At 54.7% G+C, this 18,911-nt stretch carries 16 protein-coding genes; 8 read left to right on the forward strand and 8 right to left on the reverse strand.

Annotation, left to right across the window (positions count from 1 at the left end; genetic code table 11):
• Window positions 1–175 precede the first annotated feature (175 nt).
• From rsmG to asnC, 4 genes are all read right to left on the reverse strand, one after another.
• The gene (rsmG, locus tag ABLU78_RS04025) at window positions 176–799 is read right to left on the reverse strand and encodes a 16S rRNA (guanine(527)-N(7))-methyltransferase RsmG (RefSeq protein ID WP_015369001.1); all 624 of its coding nucleotides are present in this window, start codon (window positions 797–799) and stop codon (window positions 176–178) included.
• A gap of 113 nt (window positions 800–912) precedes the next feature.
• The gene (gene mnmG / locus ABLU78_RS04030) at window positions 913–2,802 is read right to left on the reverse strand and encodes a tRNA uridine-5-carboxymethylaminomethyl(34) synthesis enzyme MnmG (RefSeq protein ID WP_015369000.1); all 1,890 of its coding nucleotides are present in this window, start codon (window positions 2,800–2,802) and stop codon (window positions 913–915) included.
• Between the two features lie 383 nt (window positions 2,803–3,185).
• Window positions 3,186–3,626, reverse strand: coding sequence for an FMN-binding protein MioC (gene mioC, locus ABLU78_RS04035; protein WP_015368999.1), 441 nt, complete (start codon window positions 3,624–3,626; stop codon window positions 3,186–3,188).
• A 98-nt stretch (window positions 3,627–3,724) separates the two neighbouring features.
• On the reverse strand, window positions 3,725–4,183 hold the full coding sequence (gene asnC / locus ABLU78_RS04040; protein ID WP_015368998.1) for a transcriptional regulator AsnC: 459 nt from the start codon (window positions 4,181–4,183) through the stop codon (window positions 3,725–3,727).
• A 152-nt stretch (window positions 4,184–4,335) separates the two neighbouring features.
• Here asnC and asnA point away from each other — a divergent pair, with 152 nt between their 5' ends.
• Window positions 4,336–5,328 (forward strand): aspartate--ammonia ligase, encoded by a 993-nt coding sequence (asnA, locus tag ABLU78_RS04045; RefSeq protein ID WP_032715373.1) that lies wholly within the window; start codon window positions 4,336–4,338, stop codon window positions 5,326–5,328.
• A 3-nt stretch (window positions 5,329–5,331) separates the two neighbouring features.
• Here the strand turns inward: asnA and viaA are convergent, their stop codons facing one another.
• Both viaA and ravA read right to left on the reverse strand, forming a co-directional pair.
• Entirely contained in the window at window positions 5,332–6,780 is a 1,449-nt protein-coding gene (gene viaA, locus ABLU78_RS04050) for an ATPase RavA stimulator ViaA (protein ID WP_015703920.1), read from the reverse strand.
• Window positions 6,777–8,276 (reverse strand): ATPase RavA, encoded by a 1,500-nt coding sequence (gene ravA / locus ABLU78_RS04055; protein WP_020077612.1) that lies wholly within the window; start codon window positions 8,274–8,276, stop codon window positions 6,777–6,779. Before ravA ends, viaA begins: the two co-directional genes overlap by 4 nt.
• 217 nt (window positions 8,277–8,493) lie before the next feature.
• Between ravA and kup the strand changes: the two genes are divergently transcribed.
• The 7 genes from kup (at window position 8,494) to rbsR (ending at window position 16,400) form a co-directional block, all read left to right on the forward strand.
• Window positions 8,494–10,362: a low affinity potassium transporter Kup gene (kup, locus tag ABLU78_RS04060; protein ID WP_015368994.1), complete on the forward strand. Its 1,869-nt coding sequence runs from the start codon at window positions 8,494–8,496 to the stop codon at window positions 10,360–10,362.
• A gap of 186 nt (window positions 10,363–10,548) precedes the next feature.
• Complete coding sequence (gene rbsD / locus ABLU78_RS04065; RefSeq protein WP_015368993.1) at window positions 10,549–10,968, forward strand: D-ribose pyranase; 420 nt, start codon at window positions 10,549–10,551, stop codon at window positions 10,966–10,968.
• A gap of 10 nt (window positions 10,969–10,978) precedes the next feature.
• A complete protein-coding gene (gene rbsA / locus ABLU78_RS04070; RefSeq protein ID WP_048229813.1) occupies window positions 10,979–12,484 on the forward strand; it encodes a ribose ABC transporter ATP-binding protein RbsA in 1,506 nt (501 codons plus the stop codon).
• Window positions 12,485–12,489: 5 nt separating this feature from the next.
• The gene (gene rbsC / locus ABLU78_RS04075) at window positions 12,490–13,455 is read left to right on the forward strand and encodes a ribose ABC transporter permease (RefSeq protein WP_015368991.1); all 966 of its coding nucleotides are present in this window, start codon (window positions 12,490–12,492) and stop codon (window positions 13,453–13,455) included.
• Window positions 13,456–13,482: 27 nt separating this feature from the next.
• Window positions 13,483–14,373, forward strand: coding sequence for a ribose ABC transporter substrate-binding protein RbsB (gene rbsB, locus ABLU78_RS04080; RefSeq protein WP_015368990.1), 891 nt, complete (start codon window positions 13,483–13,485; stop codon window positions 14,371–14,373).
• A 98-nt stretch (window positions 14,374–14,471) separates the two neighbouring features.
• Complete coding sequence (gene rbsK, locus ABLU78_RS04085; RefSeq protein WP_162198570.1) at window positions 14,472–15,404, forward strand: ribokinase; 933 nt, start codon at window positions 14,472–14,474, stop codon at window positions 15,402–15,404.
• A gap of 3 nt (window positions 15,405–15,407) precedes the next feature.
• A complete protein-coding gene (rbsR, locus tag ABLU78_RS04090) occupies window positions 15,408–16,400 on the forward strand; it encodes a ribose operon transcriptional repressor RbsR (protein WP_074166527.1) in 993 nt (330 codons plus the stop codon).
• Here rbsR and mdtD read toward each other — a convergent pair.
• Both mdtD and ABLU78_RS04100 read right to left on the reverse strand, forming a co-directional pair.
• The gene (gene mdtD, locus ABLU78_RS04095) at window positions 16,397–17,794 is read right to left on the reverse strand and encodes a multidrug transporter subunit MdtD (protein WP_015368987.1); all 1,398 of its coding nucleotides are present in this window, start codon (window positions 17,792–17,794) and stop codon (window positions 16,397–16,399) included. The genes rbsR and mdtD overlap by 4 nt on opposite strands.
• Window positions 17,795–17,807: 13 nt before the next feature.
• Window positions 17,808–18,509 carry a FadR/GntR family transcriptional regulator gene (locus ABLU78_RS04100; protein WP_015368986.1) on the reverse strand — a complete coding sequence of 234 codons (702 nt, stop codon included), beginning with the start codon at window positions 18,507–18,509 and terminating at the stop codon, window positions 17,808–17,810.
• Window positions 18,510–18,911: the final 402 nt, after the last annotated feature.

Here is an 18,911-nt window from a genome sequence, read left to right on the forward strand (position 1 = left end):
TAGCACCCTGATATTTTCAAAGTTGACTATTCTGCCAGTAAACCACCACGCTAAAGTTAAACACTAGAAAAGCCATAGTAAAAACAAGGTTAAAAGTGGCCAGATAATACCCGCAGGTAACTTTGATTTTTGTAACATGCGCAGGCCACATTTTTTCCACATTTTTTGATAAAAATTATAAGGCGTTTGGCTTAATGACCACCAAATGTCTCTCCCCTTCCAACTGGGGTACATGCAGTTTAATCACGTCGCAAACCTGGTAACCTTCTGGCAGGTCTGCCATTTCACTTTCCTGCGCCTGCCCTTTCAACGCGTAGAAATGCCCATCTGCCGCCGGCAGGTGGTGGCACCAGCTCACCATGTCGTTCAGCGAAGCAAAAGCGCGGCTAATGACGCCATCAAACGGCGGCTCGGCGGGAAACGCTTCCACACGGCTCTGCACGGGGGTGATGTTATCCAGTTTTAGCTCATGCTGGACCTGGCGCAGGAAGCGCACACGCTTGCCAAGGCTATCCAGTAATGTGAAATGAGATTCCGGGCGCACGATAGCCAGCGGAATACCCGGCAGGCCCGGGCCGGTTCCCACATCGATAAAGCGGGAGCCCTGTAGATATGGCGCAACGATAATGCTATCGAGGATATGGCGAACCAGCATCTCGTTAGGATCGCGAACAGAGGTCAGGTTATAGGCTTTGTTCCACTTATCCAGCAGCCCGACATACGCCACCAGCTGGTTTTTCTGGTGATCGGTGAGCGAAATACCCGCTTCATCCAGCAGACGAGAAAGTTTGTTGAGCACGGTGAGTACCTTCTAAAAATAATGAGCCCGGAGGCGCTAACGCTTACCGGGCTGTGAATTATAAAGGCGAACGCTGATTTTGCATCCGCCAAATTAACGCGCTCTGACGATTATCAGGCGCTGCGGCGCAGCATCCCCTGCTTTTTCAGCCACACCAGCAAAATAGAAATTGCCGCCGGGGTAATCCCGGAAATACGCGATGCCTGGCCGATCGATGACGGTTTATGGTCGTTCAGCTTGGCAATAACCTCGTTGGACAGGCCGGATACCTGACGGTAATCGAGCGTTGCCGGCAGCAAAGTATTCTCGTTGCGCTGCTGCTTTTCGATTTCGTCCTGCTGACGAGCGATATAGCCTTCGTACTTAACCTGAATCTCAACCTGCTCTGCCGCCTGTTGATCCTGCAGGCCCGGCGCGAACGGAGAAAGCTGAACCAGCTGTTCGTAGGTCATTTCCGGACGACGCAGCAGATCTTCGCCGCTGGCTTCACGCGATAGCGGCGCGGTCAGGTGAGCGTTCACTTCGGCAGCGCTTTCCGCCAGCGGGTTGACCCAGCTGGTTTTCAGGCGTTGGCGTTCACGCTCAATGCTTTCCAGTTTCTCGTTGAAACGCGCCCAGCGCTCATCGTCCACCAGCCCCAGCTCACGCCCCTGTTCGGTCAGGCGCAGATCGGCATTGTCTTCACGCAGCATCAAGCGATATTCCGCACGGGAGGTAAACATGCGGTACGGTTCCTTGGTGCCAAGTGTGCACAGATCGTCCACCAACACGCCAAGGTAGGCCTGATCGCGACGCGGCGCCCAACCCTCTTTTTCCGCTGAGAAGCGGGCGGCATTAAGACCGGCAAGCAAACCCTGCGCGGCGGCTTCTTCATAGCCGGTAGTGCCGTTAATCTGGCCGGCGAAGAACAAACCCTGAATGTATTTGCTCTCCAGCGTCGGCTTCAGGTCACGCGGGTCAAAGAAATCGTACTCAATGGCATAGCCAGGGCGAACGATCTTCGCGTTTTCCATCCCCTGCATTGAGCGGACGATTTGCATTTGCACATCAAACGGCAGGCTGGTGGAGATACCGTTTGGATAAATTTCGTTTGAAGTCAGCCCTTCTGGTTCAAGGAAGATCTGATGCTGGTTGCGATCGGCAAAGCGCATGACTTTGTCTTCGATCGACGGGCAGTAACGTGGGCCGATACCTTCAATCACCCCGGCGTACATGGGGCTGCGATCGAGGTTGCTGCGGATCACATCATGGGTTTTCTCGTTGGTGTGCGTGATATAGCACGGTACCTGGCGCGGATGTTGATCCGCGGATCCCATAAACGAGAAGACCGGCATCGGGTTATCGCCGTGCTGTTGCGCCAGCACGCTAAAATCGATGGTGCGTGCGTCAATACGCGGTGGAGTACCCGTTTTCAGGCGGCTTACGCGCAGCGGCAGTTCACGCAGACGGCGAGACAGTGGGATCGACGGCGGATCGCCAGCGCGACCGCCGCTGTAGTTGTCCAGCCCAATGTGGATTTTGCCATCCAGGAAGGTGCCGACGGTTAGTACCACCGACTTAGCGCGGAACTTGAGGCCCATTTGGGTCACCGCGCCGACGACACGATCGTTTTCGACAATCAGATCTTCTACCGCCTGCTGGAAGATCATCAGGTTCGGCTGGTTCTCCAGCGCGGTGCGTACCGCCTGGCGATACAGCACGCGGTCGGCCTGGGCGCGGGTAGCGCGGACAGCTGGGCCTTTGCTACCGTTTAGTATCCTAAACTGAATTCCTGCCTGATCGATCGCTTTCGCCATCAGACCACCGAGCGCGTCCACTTCTTTTACCAGGTGTCCCTTCCCAATGCCGCCAATCGCCGGGTTGCAGCTCATCTGCCCCAGCGTGTCGATATTGTGTGTCAAAAGCAGGGTTTGTTGGCCCATTCGCGCTGCTGCCATCGCGGCCTCAGTGCCTGCATGACCCCCGCCAATGATGATGACGTCAAAAGGATCCTGATAAAACATGGTGATCTGCCTCGCATAACGCGGTTTGAAAATGGATTGAAGCCCGGGCCGTGGATTCTACTCAACTTTGCTCTTTCGAGAAAGGGGCCGGGATCCTGAGTATTAAAAAGAAGATCTTTTATTTAGAGATCTGTTCTATTGTGATCTCTTATTAGGATCGACTCTCTTTGTGGATAAGTCGGATCCCCTGTTTAAGATCAAACGCTTAAGAAGGATCGCAATCTGTGAATGATCGGTGATCCTGTTCCGTATAAGCTGGGATCAGAATGAAGGGTTATGCACAGCTCAAAAAGCGTACTCCGGTTATTCTTTGGATAACTACCGGTTGATCCAAGCTTTTGAGCAGGGTTATCCACAGAAGAAGCTGCGGATCTTTACAAAACTCAGAGTAAATCTTTCCAGGATCCCACCCAAACCTCGGCCGGATCTTCAGGAATCTCGTGTTCGAGGACATTAATTTTCAGCGTTTCACCGATCTGTTTTGCCCCGTTGGCCTTTAATGCCGCTTCGAGTTTGTCGATTGCGCCACAAAAAGTGTCATATTCGCGGCTACCGATACCCACCGCGCCAAAGCGAACGGCAGAAAGATCGGCCTGCTTCTCCAGCAACGCTTCATAAAAGGGGACCAGGTTGTCCGGAATATCGCCGGCGCCATGGGTAGAAGAGATAACTAACCAGATCCCTTCAGCCTGCAGATCGTCAACCAGCGGACCGTGCTGGATATCAGTGCTGTAGCCCGCTTCTTCCAGCTTTTCTGCCAGATGTTCTGCTACATATTCCGCACTGCCCAGGGTGCTGCCGCTGATAAGTGTAATGTCTGCCATGATCGCCGATCGCTCGCTCAACTATTCTGAGTGGCGTATTGTACGCTGTGAGCGAGCTGGGATCTACCTGTGGAAAAATGTGGGATTAAAAAAAACGATCAGGGCTTGATAGTACGCATGATCGGGTTTTGCAGCACGATCAGGGTTTCAGTGGACTGAATTTCATCGATTGTTTGGATCTTGTTGATAAGTACCTGCTGCAGGGCATCGATAGATTTACACATCACCTTAATAAAGATGCTGTAGTGGCCGGTGGTGTAGTAAGCCTCTGTCACCTCTTCCAGGCTCTCCAGCCGGGCGAGGGCGGAAGGATAGTCTTTAGCGCTCTTAAGAATGATGCCGATAAAACAGCCGACGTCATAACCGAGCTGTTTCGGGCTAACGTCAATTCGCGCGCCGGTAATAATGCCCGCCTGTTTCATTTTCTCTACGCGTACGTGAATCGTACCTGGACTCACGCCGAACTGTTTGGCCAGTTCGGCGTAAGCGGTGCGCGCATTCGCCATTAGGGCATCAAGAATGCCGCGGTCCAGATTGTCGATCTGATAATTTTCCATTGTTTTTTCTTATGATGTTTGATGATTCTTTCTATTTTAGCTTTTTAATTTAATGAATCAAAACTCAAGGCGTCTTTTTATTGATTGATTATTGAATTCAGTGCCATTTCTGTTGCTTAATCAATATCAACAGGACGCAGGAGTAATAAAAAATGAAAACCGCATACATCGCAAAACAACGCCAGATTAGTTTCGTTAAATCCCATTTTTCCCGTCAGCTGGAAGAGAAGCTTGGCCTGATTGAAGTGCAGGCGCCGATCTTAAGCCGCGTAGGAGATGGGACGCAGGACAACTTGTCCGGCTGCGAGAAAGCGGTTCAGGTAAAAGTGAAAACACTGCCAGACGCCCAATTCGAAGTGGTTCATTCACTGGCGAAGTGGAAGCGTCAAACCCTGGGACAACACGACTTCAGCGCGGGCGAAGGGCTGTACACGCACATGAAGGCCCTTCGCCCCGATGAAGACCGCCTCACCCCAATTCACTCCGTTTACGTTGACCAGTGGGACTGGGAACGCGTCATGGGCGACGGCGAACGCCATACTGGCACGTTGAAAGCGACGGTTGAGGCGATCTACGACGGGATCAAAGCCACCGAGCTGGCGGTAAGTCAGGAATTTGGTCTGACGCCATTCCTGCCGGAACAGATCCACTTTATTCACAGTCAGGAGCTGCTGAGCCGTTATCCGGGTCTGGATGCCAAAGGCCGCGAGCGGGCGATCGCTAAAGAGCTTGGCGCCGTCTTCTTAATCGGTATCGGCGGTAAACTGTCTGACGGCAAGCGCCACGATGTTCGCGCGCCGGATTATGACGACTGGAGCTCGCCATCGGCGGAGGGTTTTGCCGGCCTGAACGGCGATATCCTGGTGTGGAACCCGGTGCTGGAAGACGCTTTTGAGCTTTCCTCTATGGGGATCCGCGTTGACGCCGAGGCGCTGAAGCGCCAGTTGGCGGTGACCGGCGATGAAGACCGTCTGCAGCTGGAATGGCACCAGGCGCTGCTGCGCGGCGAAATGCCGCAGACCATTGGCGGCGGTATTGGCCAGTCGCGTTTAACCATGCTGTTGCTGCAGCTTGACCATATCGGCCAGGTACAGTGCGGCGTATGGCCCACGCAGGTGCGTGAAAGCGTCGCCGCTCTGTTGTAAAGATTAACGCCGCCAGCGACGCAGCAGGCGGCTACGCAATCCGGTATCAAAGCGCCAGATATGATCGAAGATGCGCATGATGCCGGGTTTGCCGTGTACCGACATCGCCACCGCGTGAAAACGGTGCTGATGTTTGTGCTGCAACTCCCCCACCTTATTGACCACCTCATCCGGCAACCGCTGGGCGATAAAATCGGAAATCACCACTGCATCGGCATCGACCCATTGCGGGCTTTGCAAACGTTCAACGATCGCGCGAAAACAGCTGGCCAGATCGGTGCCGCCGCGAAAACGCTGGCTTAAAAAACGGATCGCCTGTTCAAGCCCCTGCGGGCCGGTTAGCTCGTAGTGCACCACTTCGCTGGAGAACAGCATGATGTAGCAGCGACGGTTATCCGCCAGCGCGACGCGCATCAGCGCCAGACAAAAGGCTTTAGCGCATTGCTCGTTAAAGCCGCCCATCGAACCTGAGGTATCTACGCAGACAATAAATGGCCCCCGCGGCTGCTCATCAAAATCCTGCCGGGTTACCGGGCGTTCGGTTATTTTCTCCCGCCATGCGTCGCCGTGCAGGCGATAGGTTAACAACTGTTTTTCCACCAGCTTACGGTAGAACTCGAACTCGAGTTCGGTGATGCCGAGCGTTGCCAACTCTGGCGGCAACAGACGTAGAATATCGTCGCTTTGCTGCAGGCCATCGACCTGCTCTGGTACCGTTGCCGGTTCACGAACCATCGCGCGGAAGGTCTCCATCGGCGCATCTTTCTTCGGCACCAGTTTGGCTTCCCGCGATCTGCCCAACTGCTCAGCCAGTTGCATCAGTTCCGGTTGTTGGCTGAGAAAATCGCCATAGCGCACGATCAGCTGATAATCGCCACGTTTAAGCTCGCCGGCGCTCATATCCCACAGGCGGCCAGCGGCGTTGTCGTTTTCCACCAGCACCGGCTCTAGCTGCCCGCTGAGCGTCATTCGTTCCTGCACCTCGCTGAGCAGTTGATCGCGCTCATCGTCTAATAGGTGCTGGTTGAGGGTGGTGGTCTGTACCACGAGGCTTAAGCGCCAGCGTTGTAAGAACAGAGTATGTAGCGCTGGGGTGAAGGTCGCGTTATCGTCCACCAGCTGCTGCGCCTGAGCGGCAAAGGGTGACTGTAGCTTATGCAGCTTGCCGAGGATCTGCGGCAGTTGCACAATAAATTGCGACGTTGAAAGCAGCTGAGCCTGCTGATAGATCTGCACTTCGGCGTCCAGTTCGGGAGGGATTTGCGTCTCTTTGAGCCGGGCGCGAACCGCTTCTCGCCAGCGCGGAATATCGGCGGCGATGATATTTTTCAGCCGCGGAAATTTTTCAAAGAACACCGCCAGTTGAGGAGAGGCCAGCAGCGCCAGCAGCATCTCCTCGATCATCCCTTCTTCGCTGACCGCCAGCATGACATTCAGCATGTCGAGCGTCATGGCTGGCGCGCCTGTTTAATTTGCGCGCCGACGTCCTGCAGGCTGGCTTCGATACGCCCCAGCCAGTCGCCGGGAATAAACAGGCATTTTTGCTGTTCGCTAAAGCGGTTATGTTGCTGGTGCCACTCGTCATCCAGCGCTTCCAGCTGCTGGCGGATCTCGGCAGGCATATTTTCCTGAGATTCGCTGCCTGGCAGCGACAGGCGCGAGCCTTGCAGGCTGACGTCGCGCACCACCAAGTGCTGGCTGGCATCGACATCCATCGTCAATGGCTGGGCAAAACCGATGCCGTTGAGCTTGCCGCGGATCTCGCCGCCTTTTTCCAGCCAGTTGACCAGCGCTTCGCGTTCGAAGGCGATATGAATGACTTCGAGATCGTGCAATTTCAGCGGTTGCTGGAGAAGCAGCGTCAACGTCTCGCCTTCAATTCCGTCCGGCAGTTCATAATGCGGCTTACGGCTGAACATGCCGCCCACGCGCGTGACTTTAAGCGCGGTTTTATCGCTGTGCTGCTGCTGGATTTGGATGCGGCGTTGGATGATAGCGCCCAGTTTAGTCAGCATCGCCTGCTGGCCCCAGGCATGGCTGGTCATCAGGGATTCCAACTGCTGCGACATCAGATTCATGCTTTCGATGTTATGCCACAGGCAATCTTTCAGCAGGATCAGGTCGATAGGCGCAATGGCGTCGCGGCCGCTAAAGAAGGCGCTGGCCTGCAGCAGACGGATGGCTTTTTTCCAGCGGCGATCGGAAACGTAAGGCGCATTAGGCAAGGCATCTAATTGTTGGCGCAGTTGGAAAACCAGCTCGAAGACATTGTCCGGCAACTTCACGGTACCAATGTCATGCTGCCACTGGGTGAACTCTTCGGTGCTGATTTGCAGGTTTTCGGGAACCGGATTGCTGTTTTCATCCTGTTGGCTCACCAGCATCGAGCGGAAGTTAGTTTTATCCTGCACTTTATCCAGCCACAGGCGGATCAGCATGCGGTCATATAAGGCTTCGAGGCTGTTATCCGCTTCGGGAAGTTCGTTCGACGCCGCAACCAGCAGGCGCATCGGGATTTTCTCTTCATGGGCGCCGTTGCGGAAGTGGCGTTCGTTGATGGCCGTCAGCAGGGTATTAAGGATAGCCGGGCCGGCTTTCCAGATTTCATCCAGGAAGACGATTTCCGCCTCTGGCAGATAGCCTGCCGTTAAACGCTCATAGCGCCCTTCATCTTTGAGCGCCTGAATAGACAGCGGGCCGAAAACTTCTTCCGGGGTGGAGAAGCGGGTCATCAGATATTCGAAAGCGCGCGCCTGCTTGAAAGCGAACTTAAGCCGGCGGGCGATCAGGCTTTTCGCGATGCCGGGTGGACCCAGCAGGAATACGCTCTCGCCGCTGAGCGCAGCCAGCAGGCACAGACGTATTGCGTGGCTGCGTTCAAAGAGTCCTTTTTCCAGGGCGGCGCTAAGTCGGGAAATTCTTTCTGCCAGTAAATGTGATTGAGCCATAATAGAGTTGCGTGCTTTGTCGTGTGTCGTTATTGCGTCGAGTATAGATGTTTGATTAGGGGTGGTAATAGCCTGAAGAATCGATTTATTTTCTTTGAGCTAAGTTAATATGGTGTCAGTTAGGGGTACGATTCAGCAAATAATCGTGCATACTGTGCGCTTTTTGTGGGCCAAGGGACTAGGCACACATTTGTTTTATAAACGAAAAGACTAGTCTATGAGCACTGATAATAAACAATCGTTGCCGGCAATAACGCTGGCGGCAATCGGCGTGGTTTACGGCGATATCGGTACCAGTCCACTGTATACTCTTCGCGAATGTCTGTCAGGCCAGTTTGGCTTTGGCGTTGAACGCGATGCGGTGTTTGGCTTTCTGTCGCTGATTTTCTGGCTGTTGATCTTTACCGTATCAATTAAATACATCACCTTCGTGATGCGGGCGGATAACGCCGGCGAGGGCGGGATCTTAACGCTGATGTCGCTGGCGGGGCGCAACACCTCGGCAAAGATGACCTCCGTGTTGGTGATCCTCGGCCTGATTGGCGGTAGCTTCTTCTATGGTGAAGTAGTAATAACCCCGGCAATATCGGTGATGTCGGCGATAGAGGGGTTGGAAATTATCGCCCCACAGCTGGATACCTGGATTGTCCCCATCTCCATTATTGTGCTGACCCTGCTATTTGCTATTCAAAAACACGGTACCGGGATGGTCGGCAAGCTGTTCGCGCCAATTATGCTGATCTGGTTCCTGTTGCTGGCGGTGCTTGGCGCTCGCAGTATCCTCGATAACCCGGAAGTTCTGCAGGCGCTGAACCCTTACTGGGCGGTACATTTCTTCCTGCAGTACAAAACGGTATCCTTTATTGCGCTTGGCGCGGTGGTGCTGTCGATTACCGGTGTGGAAGCGCTGTATGCTGATATGGGCCACTTCGGCAAACTACCGATTCGCGTGGCGTGGTTCTCGGTGGTGCTGCCATCACTGGTGCTTAACTATTTTGGCCAGGGTGCGCTGCTGCTGAAGCACCCGGAAGCCATTAAAAACCCGTTCTTCCTGCTGGCGCCGGAATGGGCGCTGATCCCGATGCTGATTATCGCGACCCTGGCGACGGTTATCGCCTCGCAGGCGGTGATTTCCGGGGTCTTCTCGCTGACTCGCCAGGCCGTGCGTCTGGGCTATCTGTCACCAATGCGCATTATCCATACTTCGGAAATGGAGTCCGGGCAGATTTACATCCCGTTCATTAACTGGCTGCTGTACGTTTCTGTGGTCATCGTCATTGTCAGCTTCGAGCACTCTTCTAATCTGGCGGCGGCGTACGGTATTGCGGTAACGGGCACCATGGTGTTGACCTCCATTCTTTCGGCGACCGTGGCGCGCAAAAACTGGCACTGGAATAAGCTGTTTGTCGGCCTGATGCTGGTGGCCTTCCTGTGTATCGATATTCCGCTGTTCTCGGCGAACCTCGATAAAATCGTCTCCGGCGGCTGGTTGCCGTTATCACTGGGCCTGGTGATGTTTACGGTGATGACCACCTGGAAGAGCGAGCGTTTCCGCCTGCTGCGCCGGATGCACGAGCATGGTAACTCGCTGGAAGCGATGATCTCCTCGCTGGAGAAATCGCCGCCGGTGCGCGTACCGGGTACCGCGGTCTATATGTCTCGCGCCCTGAACGTGATCCCTTTTGCTCTGCTGCATAACCTGAAACACAACAAGGTGCTGCATGAACGCGTGATCCTGCTGACTCTGCGTACCGAAGATGCCCCGTATGTGCATAACGTTCGCCGCGTGCAGATTGAGCAACTGTCGCCGTCGTTCTGGCGCGTCGTGGCAAGCTATGGCTGGCGTGAAACGCCGAACGTCGAAGAGGTGTTCCATCGCTGCGGCCTGGAAGGGTTGAGCTGTCGAATGATGGAAACGTCGTTCTTTATGTCCCACGAGTCGCTGATTATTGGCAAACGGCCATGGTATCTGCGCCTGCGTGGCAAGCTGTATCTGCTGCTGCAGCGTAACGCCCTGCGCGCGCCGGATCAGTTTGAAATCCCTCCTAACCGGGTTATTGAGCTCGGTACGCAGGTGGAAATCTGATGTCAAAAAGCCCTTCAATAATGAAGGGCTTTTTTGTCTCTCACATCTTGATGTAACTTCTTGTCCCCGCGTTGCGAAACGTTTCGATGGCGATCACATTTCTCTCTTCTGCCGGTGGTTTTCTGTTCGCTGATTGACAATACTTAGGGCAGCGAAACGTTTCGCTAGTGGAGCAAAAGAGACAAAATGAAAAAAGGCACCGTACTTAACGCTGATATTTCTTCCGTTATCTCCCGCCTCGGTCATACCGATACGCTGGTTGTTTGCGACGCCGGATTGCCGGTTCCCCGCAGCAGCGCGCGCATTGATATGGCGCTTACTCAGGGCGTACCTTCTTTTATGCAGGTTCTGGAAGTCGTAACGGCGGAAATGCAGGTTGAGGCGGCGGTCATCGCGGAAGAGATTAAAACCCATAATCCGCAACTCCACGCGACGTTGCTCAATCATCTTGAGCAGCTGCAGCAGCACCAGGGAAATACGATTGAAATTCGTTACACCAGTCATGAGCAGTTCAAAAAACAAACCGCAGATAGTCAGGCGGTAATTCGCAGCGGGGAGTGTTCCCCGTATGCGAATATTATTCTCTGTGCCGGCGTCACTTTCTGAGGTCGCCGTCATGGAAGCTTTATTACAGCTGAAAGGGATCGATAAAGCGTTCCCTGGCGTCAAAGCGCTCTCCGGCGCGGCGCTGAATGTCTATGCCGGCCGGGTGATGGCGCTGGTAGGGGAAAATGGCGCCGGTAAATCGACAATGATGAAGGTACTGACCGGTATCTATACCCGTGATGCCGGTTCTTTGCTGTGGTTAGGTAAAGAAACGACTTTTAACGGCCCAAAATCCTCACAGGAAGCCGGTATCGGCATCATTCACCAGGAACTCAACCTGATCCCGCAATTAACGATTGCCGAGAACATCTTCCTCGGCCGCGAGTTCGTGAACCGCTTTGGCAAAATCGACTGGAAAAAGATGTATGCCGAAGCGGACAAGCTGCTGGCGAAGCTGAATTTACGCTTTAACAGCCAGAAGCTGGTGGGCGATCTGTCGATTGGCGATCAGCAAATGGTGGAAATCGCTAAAGTGCTGAGCTTCGAATCGAAGGTCATCATTATGGATGAGCCTACAGATGCCCTGACCGATACCGAGACCGAATCGCTGTTCCGCGTCATCCGCGAATTGAAGTCGCAGGGGCACGGCATTGTCTATATCTCTCACCGCATGAAAGAGATCTTCGAAATCTGCGATGACGTCACCGTATTTCGCGACGGGCAATTTATTGCCGAGCGCGAAGTGGCTTCGCTGGATGAGGATCGACTGATCGAGATGATGGTTGGCCGTAAGCTGGAAGATCAATATCCGCATCTCGATAAGGCGCCGGGCGCGGTACGTCTGAAGGTCGATAATCTCTGCGGCTCCGGTGTGGAAAACGTGACGTTTACCCTGCGTCAGGGCGAAATCCTCGGCGTCGCCGGGCTGATGGGCGCCGGGCGTACTGAACTGATGAAGGTGCTGTACGGCGCGCTGCCGCGTAGCAGCGGTTCCGTGACGCTGGATGGCCATGAAGTCGTCACCCGTTCGCCGCAGGATGGCCTGGCGAACGGCATTGTCTATATCTCCGAAGACCGTAAGCGTGATGGCCTGGTGCTCGGAATGTCGGTCAAAGAAAACATGTCATTGACCGCGCTACGCTACTTCAGCCGGGCGGGCGGCAGCCTTAAGCATAAAGATGAACAGCAGGCGGTCAGTGATTTCATTCGGCTGTTTAATGTGAAGACGCCTTCAATGGAGCAGGCAATCGGCCTGCTTTCCGGGGGGAATCAGCAAAAAGTCGCTATCGCTCGCGGGCTGATGACCCGGCCGAAAGTGCTGATCCTCGATGAACCGACCCGTGGCGTCGACGTTGGTGCGAAGAAAGAGATCTACCAGCTGATTAACCAGTTTAAAGCCGATGGCCTGAGCATCATTCTCGTCTCTTCGGAGATGCCGGAAGTGCTGGGCATGAGCGATCGCATCATTGTTATGCATGAAGGGCATCTCGGCGGTGAATTCACACGCGAGCAGGCCACCCAGGAAGTATTGATGGCTGCCGCTGTGGGCAAGCTTAACCGTGTGAATCAGGAGTAAAAAAGATGACTACCCAGGCTGTTACTGGTCGCCGCTATTTCACTAAAGCGTGGCTGATGGAGCAAAAATCGCTGATCGCCCTGCTGGTGCTGATCGCGATCGTTTCGACCATGAGCCCCAACTTTTTTACCGTCAATAACCTGTTCAATATTCTGCAGCAGACTTCCGTTAACGCCATCATGGCGGTCGGGATGACGCTGGTCATTCTGACATCGGGGATCGATCTGTCCGTCGGTTCTCTGCTGGCGTTGACCGGCGCCGTCGCGGCGTCTATCGTCGGTATCGAAGTGAATGCGCTGGTGGCCGTTGCCGCCGCGCTGGCGCTCGGTGCGGCTATTGGCGCGGTGACCGGGGTGATTGTCGCGAAAGGGCGCGTGCAGGCGTTTATCGCCACTTTGGTAATGATGCTGCTGCTGCGCGGCGTGACGATGGTTTACACCAACGGCAGCCCGATCAACACTGGCTTTAGCGATAACGCCGATCTGTTCGGCTGGTTCGGTATCGGACGCCCGCTGGGGATCCCGACGCCGGTATGGATTATGGCGATTGTCTTCCTGGCGGCCTGGTACATGCTGCACCATACTCGCCTGGGTCGTTATATTTATGCCCTGGGCGGTAATGAAGCGGCGACGCGGCTTTCCGGCATCAGCGTAAATAGAGTGAAAATCATCGTCTATGCGTTATGCGGAATGTTGGCTTCACTGGCCGGGATCATCGAAGTGGCGCGTCTTTCCTCTGCGCAGCCGACGGCGGGGACGGGCTATGAATTAGACGCGATCGCAGCGGTCGTACTTGGCGGCACTAGCCTGGCCGGTGGTAAAGGTCGTATCGTCGGCACGCTGATTGGCGCGCTGATCCTTGGCTTCCTGAATAATGGTCTGAACCTTTTAGGCGTTTCTTCCTATTACCAGATGATCGTCAAAGCGGTGGTGATTTTGCTGGCGGTACTGGTAGATAACAAAAAGCAGTAACTGAGAACTCTACAGGACATCTTAACTATGAATATGAAAAAACTGGCGACCCTGGTCTCTGCTGTTGCTCTAAGCGCGACCGTTAGCGCAAACGCGATGGCGAAAGATACCATCGCACTGGTTATCTCTACCCTGAATAACCCGTTCTTCGTTTCTCTGAAAGACGGCGCGCAGAAAGAAGCCGATAAGCTGGGTTACAACCTGGTGGTGCTGGATTCTCAGAATAACCCGGCAAAAGAGCTGGCGAACGTACAGGACTTAACGGTGCGTGGCGCTAAGCTGCTGCTGATTAACCCAACCGACTCCGATGCTGTCGGCAATGCGGTGAAGATGGCGAACCAGGCTAAAATCCCGGTCATTACCCTTGACCGCCAGGCTTCTAAAGGTGATGTGGTGAGCCATATTGCTTCCGATAACGTGCTGGGCGGTAAAATGGCCGGCGACTATATCGCGAAGAAAGTCGGCGAAAGCGCGAAAGTGATTGAGCTGCAAGGTATTGCTGGTACCTCTGCGGCGCGCGAGCGCGGCGAAGGTTTCAAACAGGCCGTGGCGGCGCATAAGTTCAACGTACTGGCCAGCCAGCCCGCTGACTTCGACCGTACTAAAGGTCTGAACGTTATGCAGAACCTGCTGACGGCGCATCCTGACGTGCAGGCGGTGTTTGCGCAGAACGACGAAATGGCGCTGGGCGCGCTGCGTGCGCTGCAGACTGCAGGAAAATCTGATGTGATGGTGGTTGGATTTGACGGCACTCCGGATGGCGAAAAAGCAGTAAATAGTGGCAAACTGGCAGCGACTATCGCCCAGTTGCCGGAGCAGATCGGCGTTAAAGGCGTCGAAACCGCTGATAAAGTGCTGAAGGGCGAAAAAGTGGATGCCAGCTATCCGGTTGAGCTGAAACTGGTCATTAAGCAGTAAAATGCGATTCGGGCCGGCAACGGCCCGAGGGACAACATAAAAAGAAAAGCAGGGCATGCGCCACCGGAGTCCGGTGGCGCGCTTTCCCGGGAATAAAGATGATGAAAACCGCAGGCAAACTTGTCGTCCTTGGCAGCATCAATGCCGATCACATTCTTAACCTTGAATCCTTCCCTACTCCAGGTGAGACCGTCACCGGAAACCACTATCAGGTCGCGTTCGGCGGTAAAGGCGCTAACCAGGCGGTGGCTGCCGGGCGTAGCGGCGCGGATATTGCCTTCATCGCCTGTACCGGCGATGACGATATTGGCGAACGCGTCCGCCGCCAGCTGGAGAGCGATAATATCGACGTGGCCCCGGTGCGTGCCGTTGCTGGCGAATCTACCGGCGTCGCGTTAATTTTCGTTAACGCGGAAGGTGAGAATGTAATCGGTATTCATGCCGGCGCTAATGCAGCGCTATCGGTTTCTCAGGTAGAGGCGGAGAAAGAACGTATCGCCAACGCGCAGGCATTGTTAATGCAGCTGGAGTCGCCGCTGGAGAGCGTGATGGCTGCCGCGAAAATCGCTCATGAGCATCAGACGACGGTGGTACTCAATCCCGCACCGGCGCGTGAACTTTCGGATGAGCTATTGGCGCTGGTGGATGTTATTACGCCGAATGAAACCGAAGCGGAAAAGCTGACCGGTATTCGCGTTGAGAGCGACGACGATGCCGCGAAAGCCGCCAGTGCGCTTCATGCGAAGGGAATTGGTACGGTGATGATTACTCTCGGCAGCCGCGGCGTTTGGTTAAGCTGCGAGGGCGAAAGCCGCCGGGTTCCAGGATTTAAAGTTCAGGCCATCGATACGATTGCCGCTGGCGACACTTTTAATGGCGCATTTGTCACCGCGCTGCTGGAAGGCCGTGAAGTGTCAGACGCCATCCGTTTTGCCCATGCCGCCGCCGCGATTGCCGTCACCCGTAAGGGGGCGCAACCGTCTGTGCCGTGGCGCAAAGAGATCGACGAATTCTTGCGTCAACAGGGGTAATGCTTGGCTACCATGAAGGATGTGGCCCGCGTCGCGGGCGTTTCCACCTCGACCGTTTCTCACGTCATTAATAAAGACCGCTTTGTCAGCGAGGCGATTACCGCCAAAGTTGATGCGGCGATCAAAAGTCTTAACTACGCGCCTTCGGCGCTGGCGCGCAGCCTCAAGTTAAATCAGACGCGAACCATCGGCATGCTGATCACCGCCAGTACTAACCCGTTTTATTCGGAGCTGGTGCGCGGCGTGGAACGCAGCTGTTTCGAGCGCGGCTACAGCCTGGTGCTATGTAATACCGAAGGCGATGAGCAGCGGATGAATCGCAATCTGGAAACGCTGATGCAAAAACGCGTCGATGGTCTGCTGCTGCTGTGCACCGAAACGCATCAACCTTCCCAGGAGATCATGCAGCGTTATCCGTCGGTGCCGACGGTGATGATGGATTGGGCGCCGTTCGACGGCGACAGCGATCTCATTCAGGATAATTCGTTGCTCGGTGGCGATATGGCGACCCAATATCTGATCGATCGCGGTCATACCCGTATTGCCTGCATTGCCGGGCCGCTGGATAAAACGCCGTCGCGACTGCGGCTGGAGGGCTATCATGCGGCGATGGCGCGCGCCGGGCTGTATGTCGCCGAAGGTTATGTCATTACCAGCGATTTTGAATTTGGCGGCGGTTTTACTGCGATGCAGCAACTGCTGGCGTTAACGCCACGGCCGCAGGCGGTCTTTGTCGGTAATGATGCGATGGCGGTCGGCGCGTATCAGGCGCTGTATCAGTCCGGGTTGCGTATTCCGCAGGATATGGCGCTGGTGGGGTATGACGATATTGAACTGGCGCGCTATATGACCCCGCCGCTCACCACCATTCATCAACCTAAAGATGAACTGGGGGAGCTCGCTATCGATGTGCTGATTCACCGCATGGCGGATCCCGGGCAAAAACAGCAGCGCGTGCAGCTCACTCCAGAGCTGGTGATTCGCGGTTCAGCTTAGTGCTTGTGCCGCTCCGTTATCAGGTTGCGGCCATCTTTGGCTCTGAGCAGCATAAACATCAACGCTGACACCACGGTGATCGCACCCATCGTGATAAAGGTATAGTGGAATTGTTCGATGGTACTGGCGTTATCAAACCCTTCATAAAAACGCAGAACCGCCGCGCTGATGGCTACGCCAAGGCTAATCGACAGCTGCTGGGTTACCGCGAGCAGGCTGTTGCCGCTACTGGCATTGTCATCGGTTAAATCAGCAAGCGTAATGGTGTTCATCGAGGTGAACTGCGTGGACATCGCCATCCCCAGTACAAATAGCGGCAGTAGTAGCAGCCACAGCGGCATTCCCGGCGACTGCAGCGCAAACTGCGCGATCATCAAACCAATAAAGATGGTGACTCCCACCAACGTTTTGCGATAACCAAACCAGCGCAGGATCTGCGTGACGGTCGACTTGGCGATTATCGAGCCGATGGCCGTCGGCGCAATCATGCAGCCGGCGATAATGGCCGGGTAGCCGAAACCGACTTGTAGCATCAGCGGCATCAGGAACGGCACGCAGCCGGTACCTAACCGTGTCGCCAGGTTACCGGCGATCCCGACAGAGAAGGTATGGGTCTTAAAGAGAGAGAGCGAAATCAGCGGCGTGGGATGGCGACGAGCATGCCGAATATAGGCCAGCATGAGCACGACGCTCAGGGCGATGACGGCCAGCGCTATCCAGCTGGCGACGATTTTCTCGCCAAAGAGCTCAATACCGCTGGAGAACAGCACCAGGCTTAAACCAAAAAGCACAAAACCGCTGGTGTCGAAACGACGGCGGGGCGTGGTGAAGTCCGGCATATATTTGCGGGCGTAGAGAATGCCGATGATGCCAATCGGGATGTTAATCAAGAAAATCCAGTGCCAACTGGCCCAGGTGACTAACACGCCGCCGAGTACAGGGCCGAGGATGGGGCCGACCAGTCCGGGCATGGTAACGAAGTTGAGTACCGGCAGCAGTTCGCTACGCGGATAGGCGCGTAACAGCGCCAGGCGCGCAACCGGCATCATCATTGCGCCGCCGATCCCCTGGATGACGCGGAAGACAACCAATTCGGGAAGCGAAGTGGAAAGCGCGCAGGCGAGGGAGCCCAGGGTAAACAGGCTAACGGCAACGATAAAGACCTTGCGGGTGCCAAAGCGATCGGCCAACCAGCCGCTCACTGGAATCAGCATCGCTACCGTCAGGGTGTAGCTGATAATGGCGGATTGCATCGCCAGCGGGGAGTGACCGAGGCTATGCGCAATCGCGGGAAGCGCGGTATTAAGAATAGTGGCGTCCAGCGCCTGCATAAAGAAAGCCATGGCCGCAATCCACGGCAGTCCGGCCATACTCAGCCCTTTCTTCCCGGTCATGCCATTTCCTTCTTTATTTACCTGTGTGGTTTGGGGTGTTCAATAATGTCTGGCAGGCAAGCTGCGCGCGTGGACCGTCGCTTTCCTGAATGGCGTCAACAATAGCCTGGTGTAGATCGAGTTTAACGACTTCATTTTGCGTAATCGAGGTGAAATAGGTCTGATATACCGAATGGAATAACGACGCGAAAGAGGTGAGAAACGGGTTGCCGCTCATCGCATAAATATGTTCATGCCAGGCCATATCGACTTCAATCCAGCGTTCGCGGATAAAATGTCTTTTCAGCTCGATCATTTCTTCCATTAGCGTATTGAGCTGCGCTTTCTGCTCGGAGGTGCCGTTTATCGCCGCCAGAAAACAGGCCTGAGGCTCCAGGCTGCTACGCATCACCAGGAAATGGCTTACCACCTCGGCAAAATTATCTTCCGTCAGCCACCATGCGAGCAGCTCTTTATCCAGAAAGTTCCAGCTGCTGCGTGCCAGAACGCGAGTTCCGATACGCGGGCGCGGAAGCAGCATGCCTTTCGCTGCCAGCGTTTTTACCGCTTCTCGTACTGCCGTCCGGCTGACGCCAAACTGTTCGCCCAGTTCCATTTCACCAGGAAGAATGCTCTCTGGCGGATATTCGCCGGTGAGAATTTTTTGGGCGATCTTCTCCGCGATGACCCAGGAGATGTTTTTTTGTGCCGCCAGCTGCTGTGCGCTTATAGACATAAATGCCGTTCCTTTCTCTTTTCTACTTCATCAGTATGCCACCTGGCGGCTTGTTTCGGTGGTTAAAACAGCAAAAGGGCGATTTTTTACGGTTTTGACACCGCCTTTGGTGAAAAAAGAGACGGTTGAAAAGTTTTTTGAAAACAGGGCTTGTCAACGTCTCAGAACTCCCTATAATGCGCCTCCACTGACACGGAACAACGGCAAGCAAGCCGCCGGGTCAGCAGGGTTTCAGCGGTAAATAACAACGCTGAAAACCGACAGAGAAAAGTGAAAATAAACGCTTGACTCTGAATGAGGAAAACGTAATATACGGGACCTCGCAACGGTGAGCTGAAAGCCGCGTTGCAACTGCTCTTTAACAATTTATCAGACAATCTGTGTGGGCACTCAAAGTGACAT

The sequence above is a fragment of the Klebsiella sp. JN_Kp122 genome (genome assembly GCF_040062085.1).
Lineage (GTDB): Bacteria > Pseudomonadota > Gammaproteobacteria > Enterobacterales > Enterobacteriaceae > Klebsiella > Klebsiella aerogenes.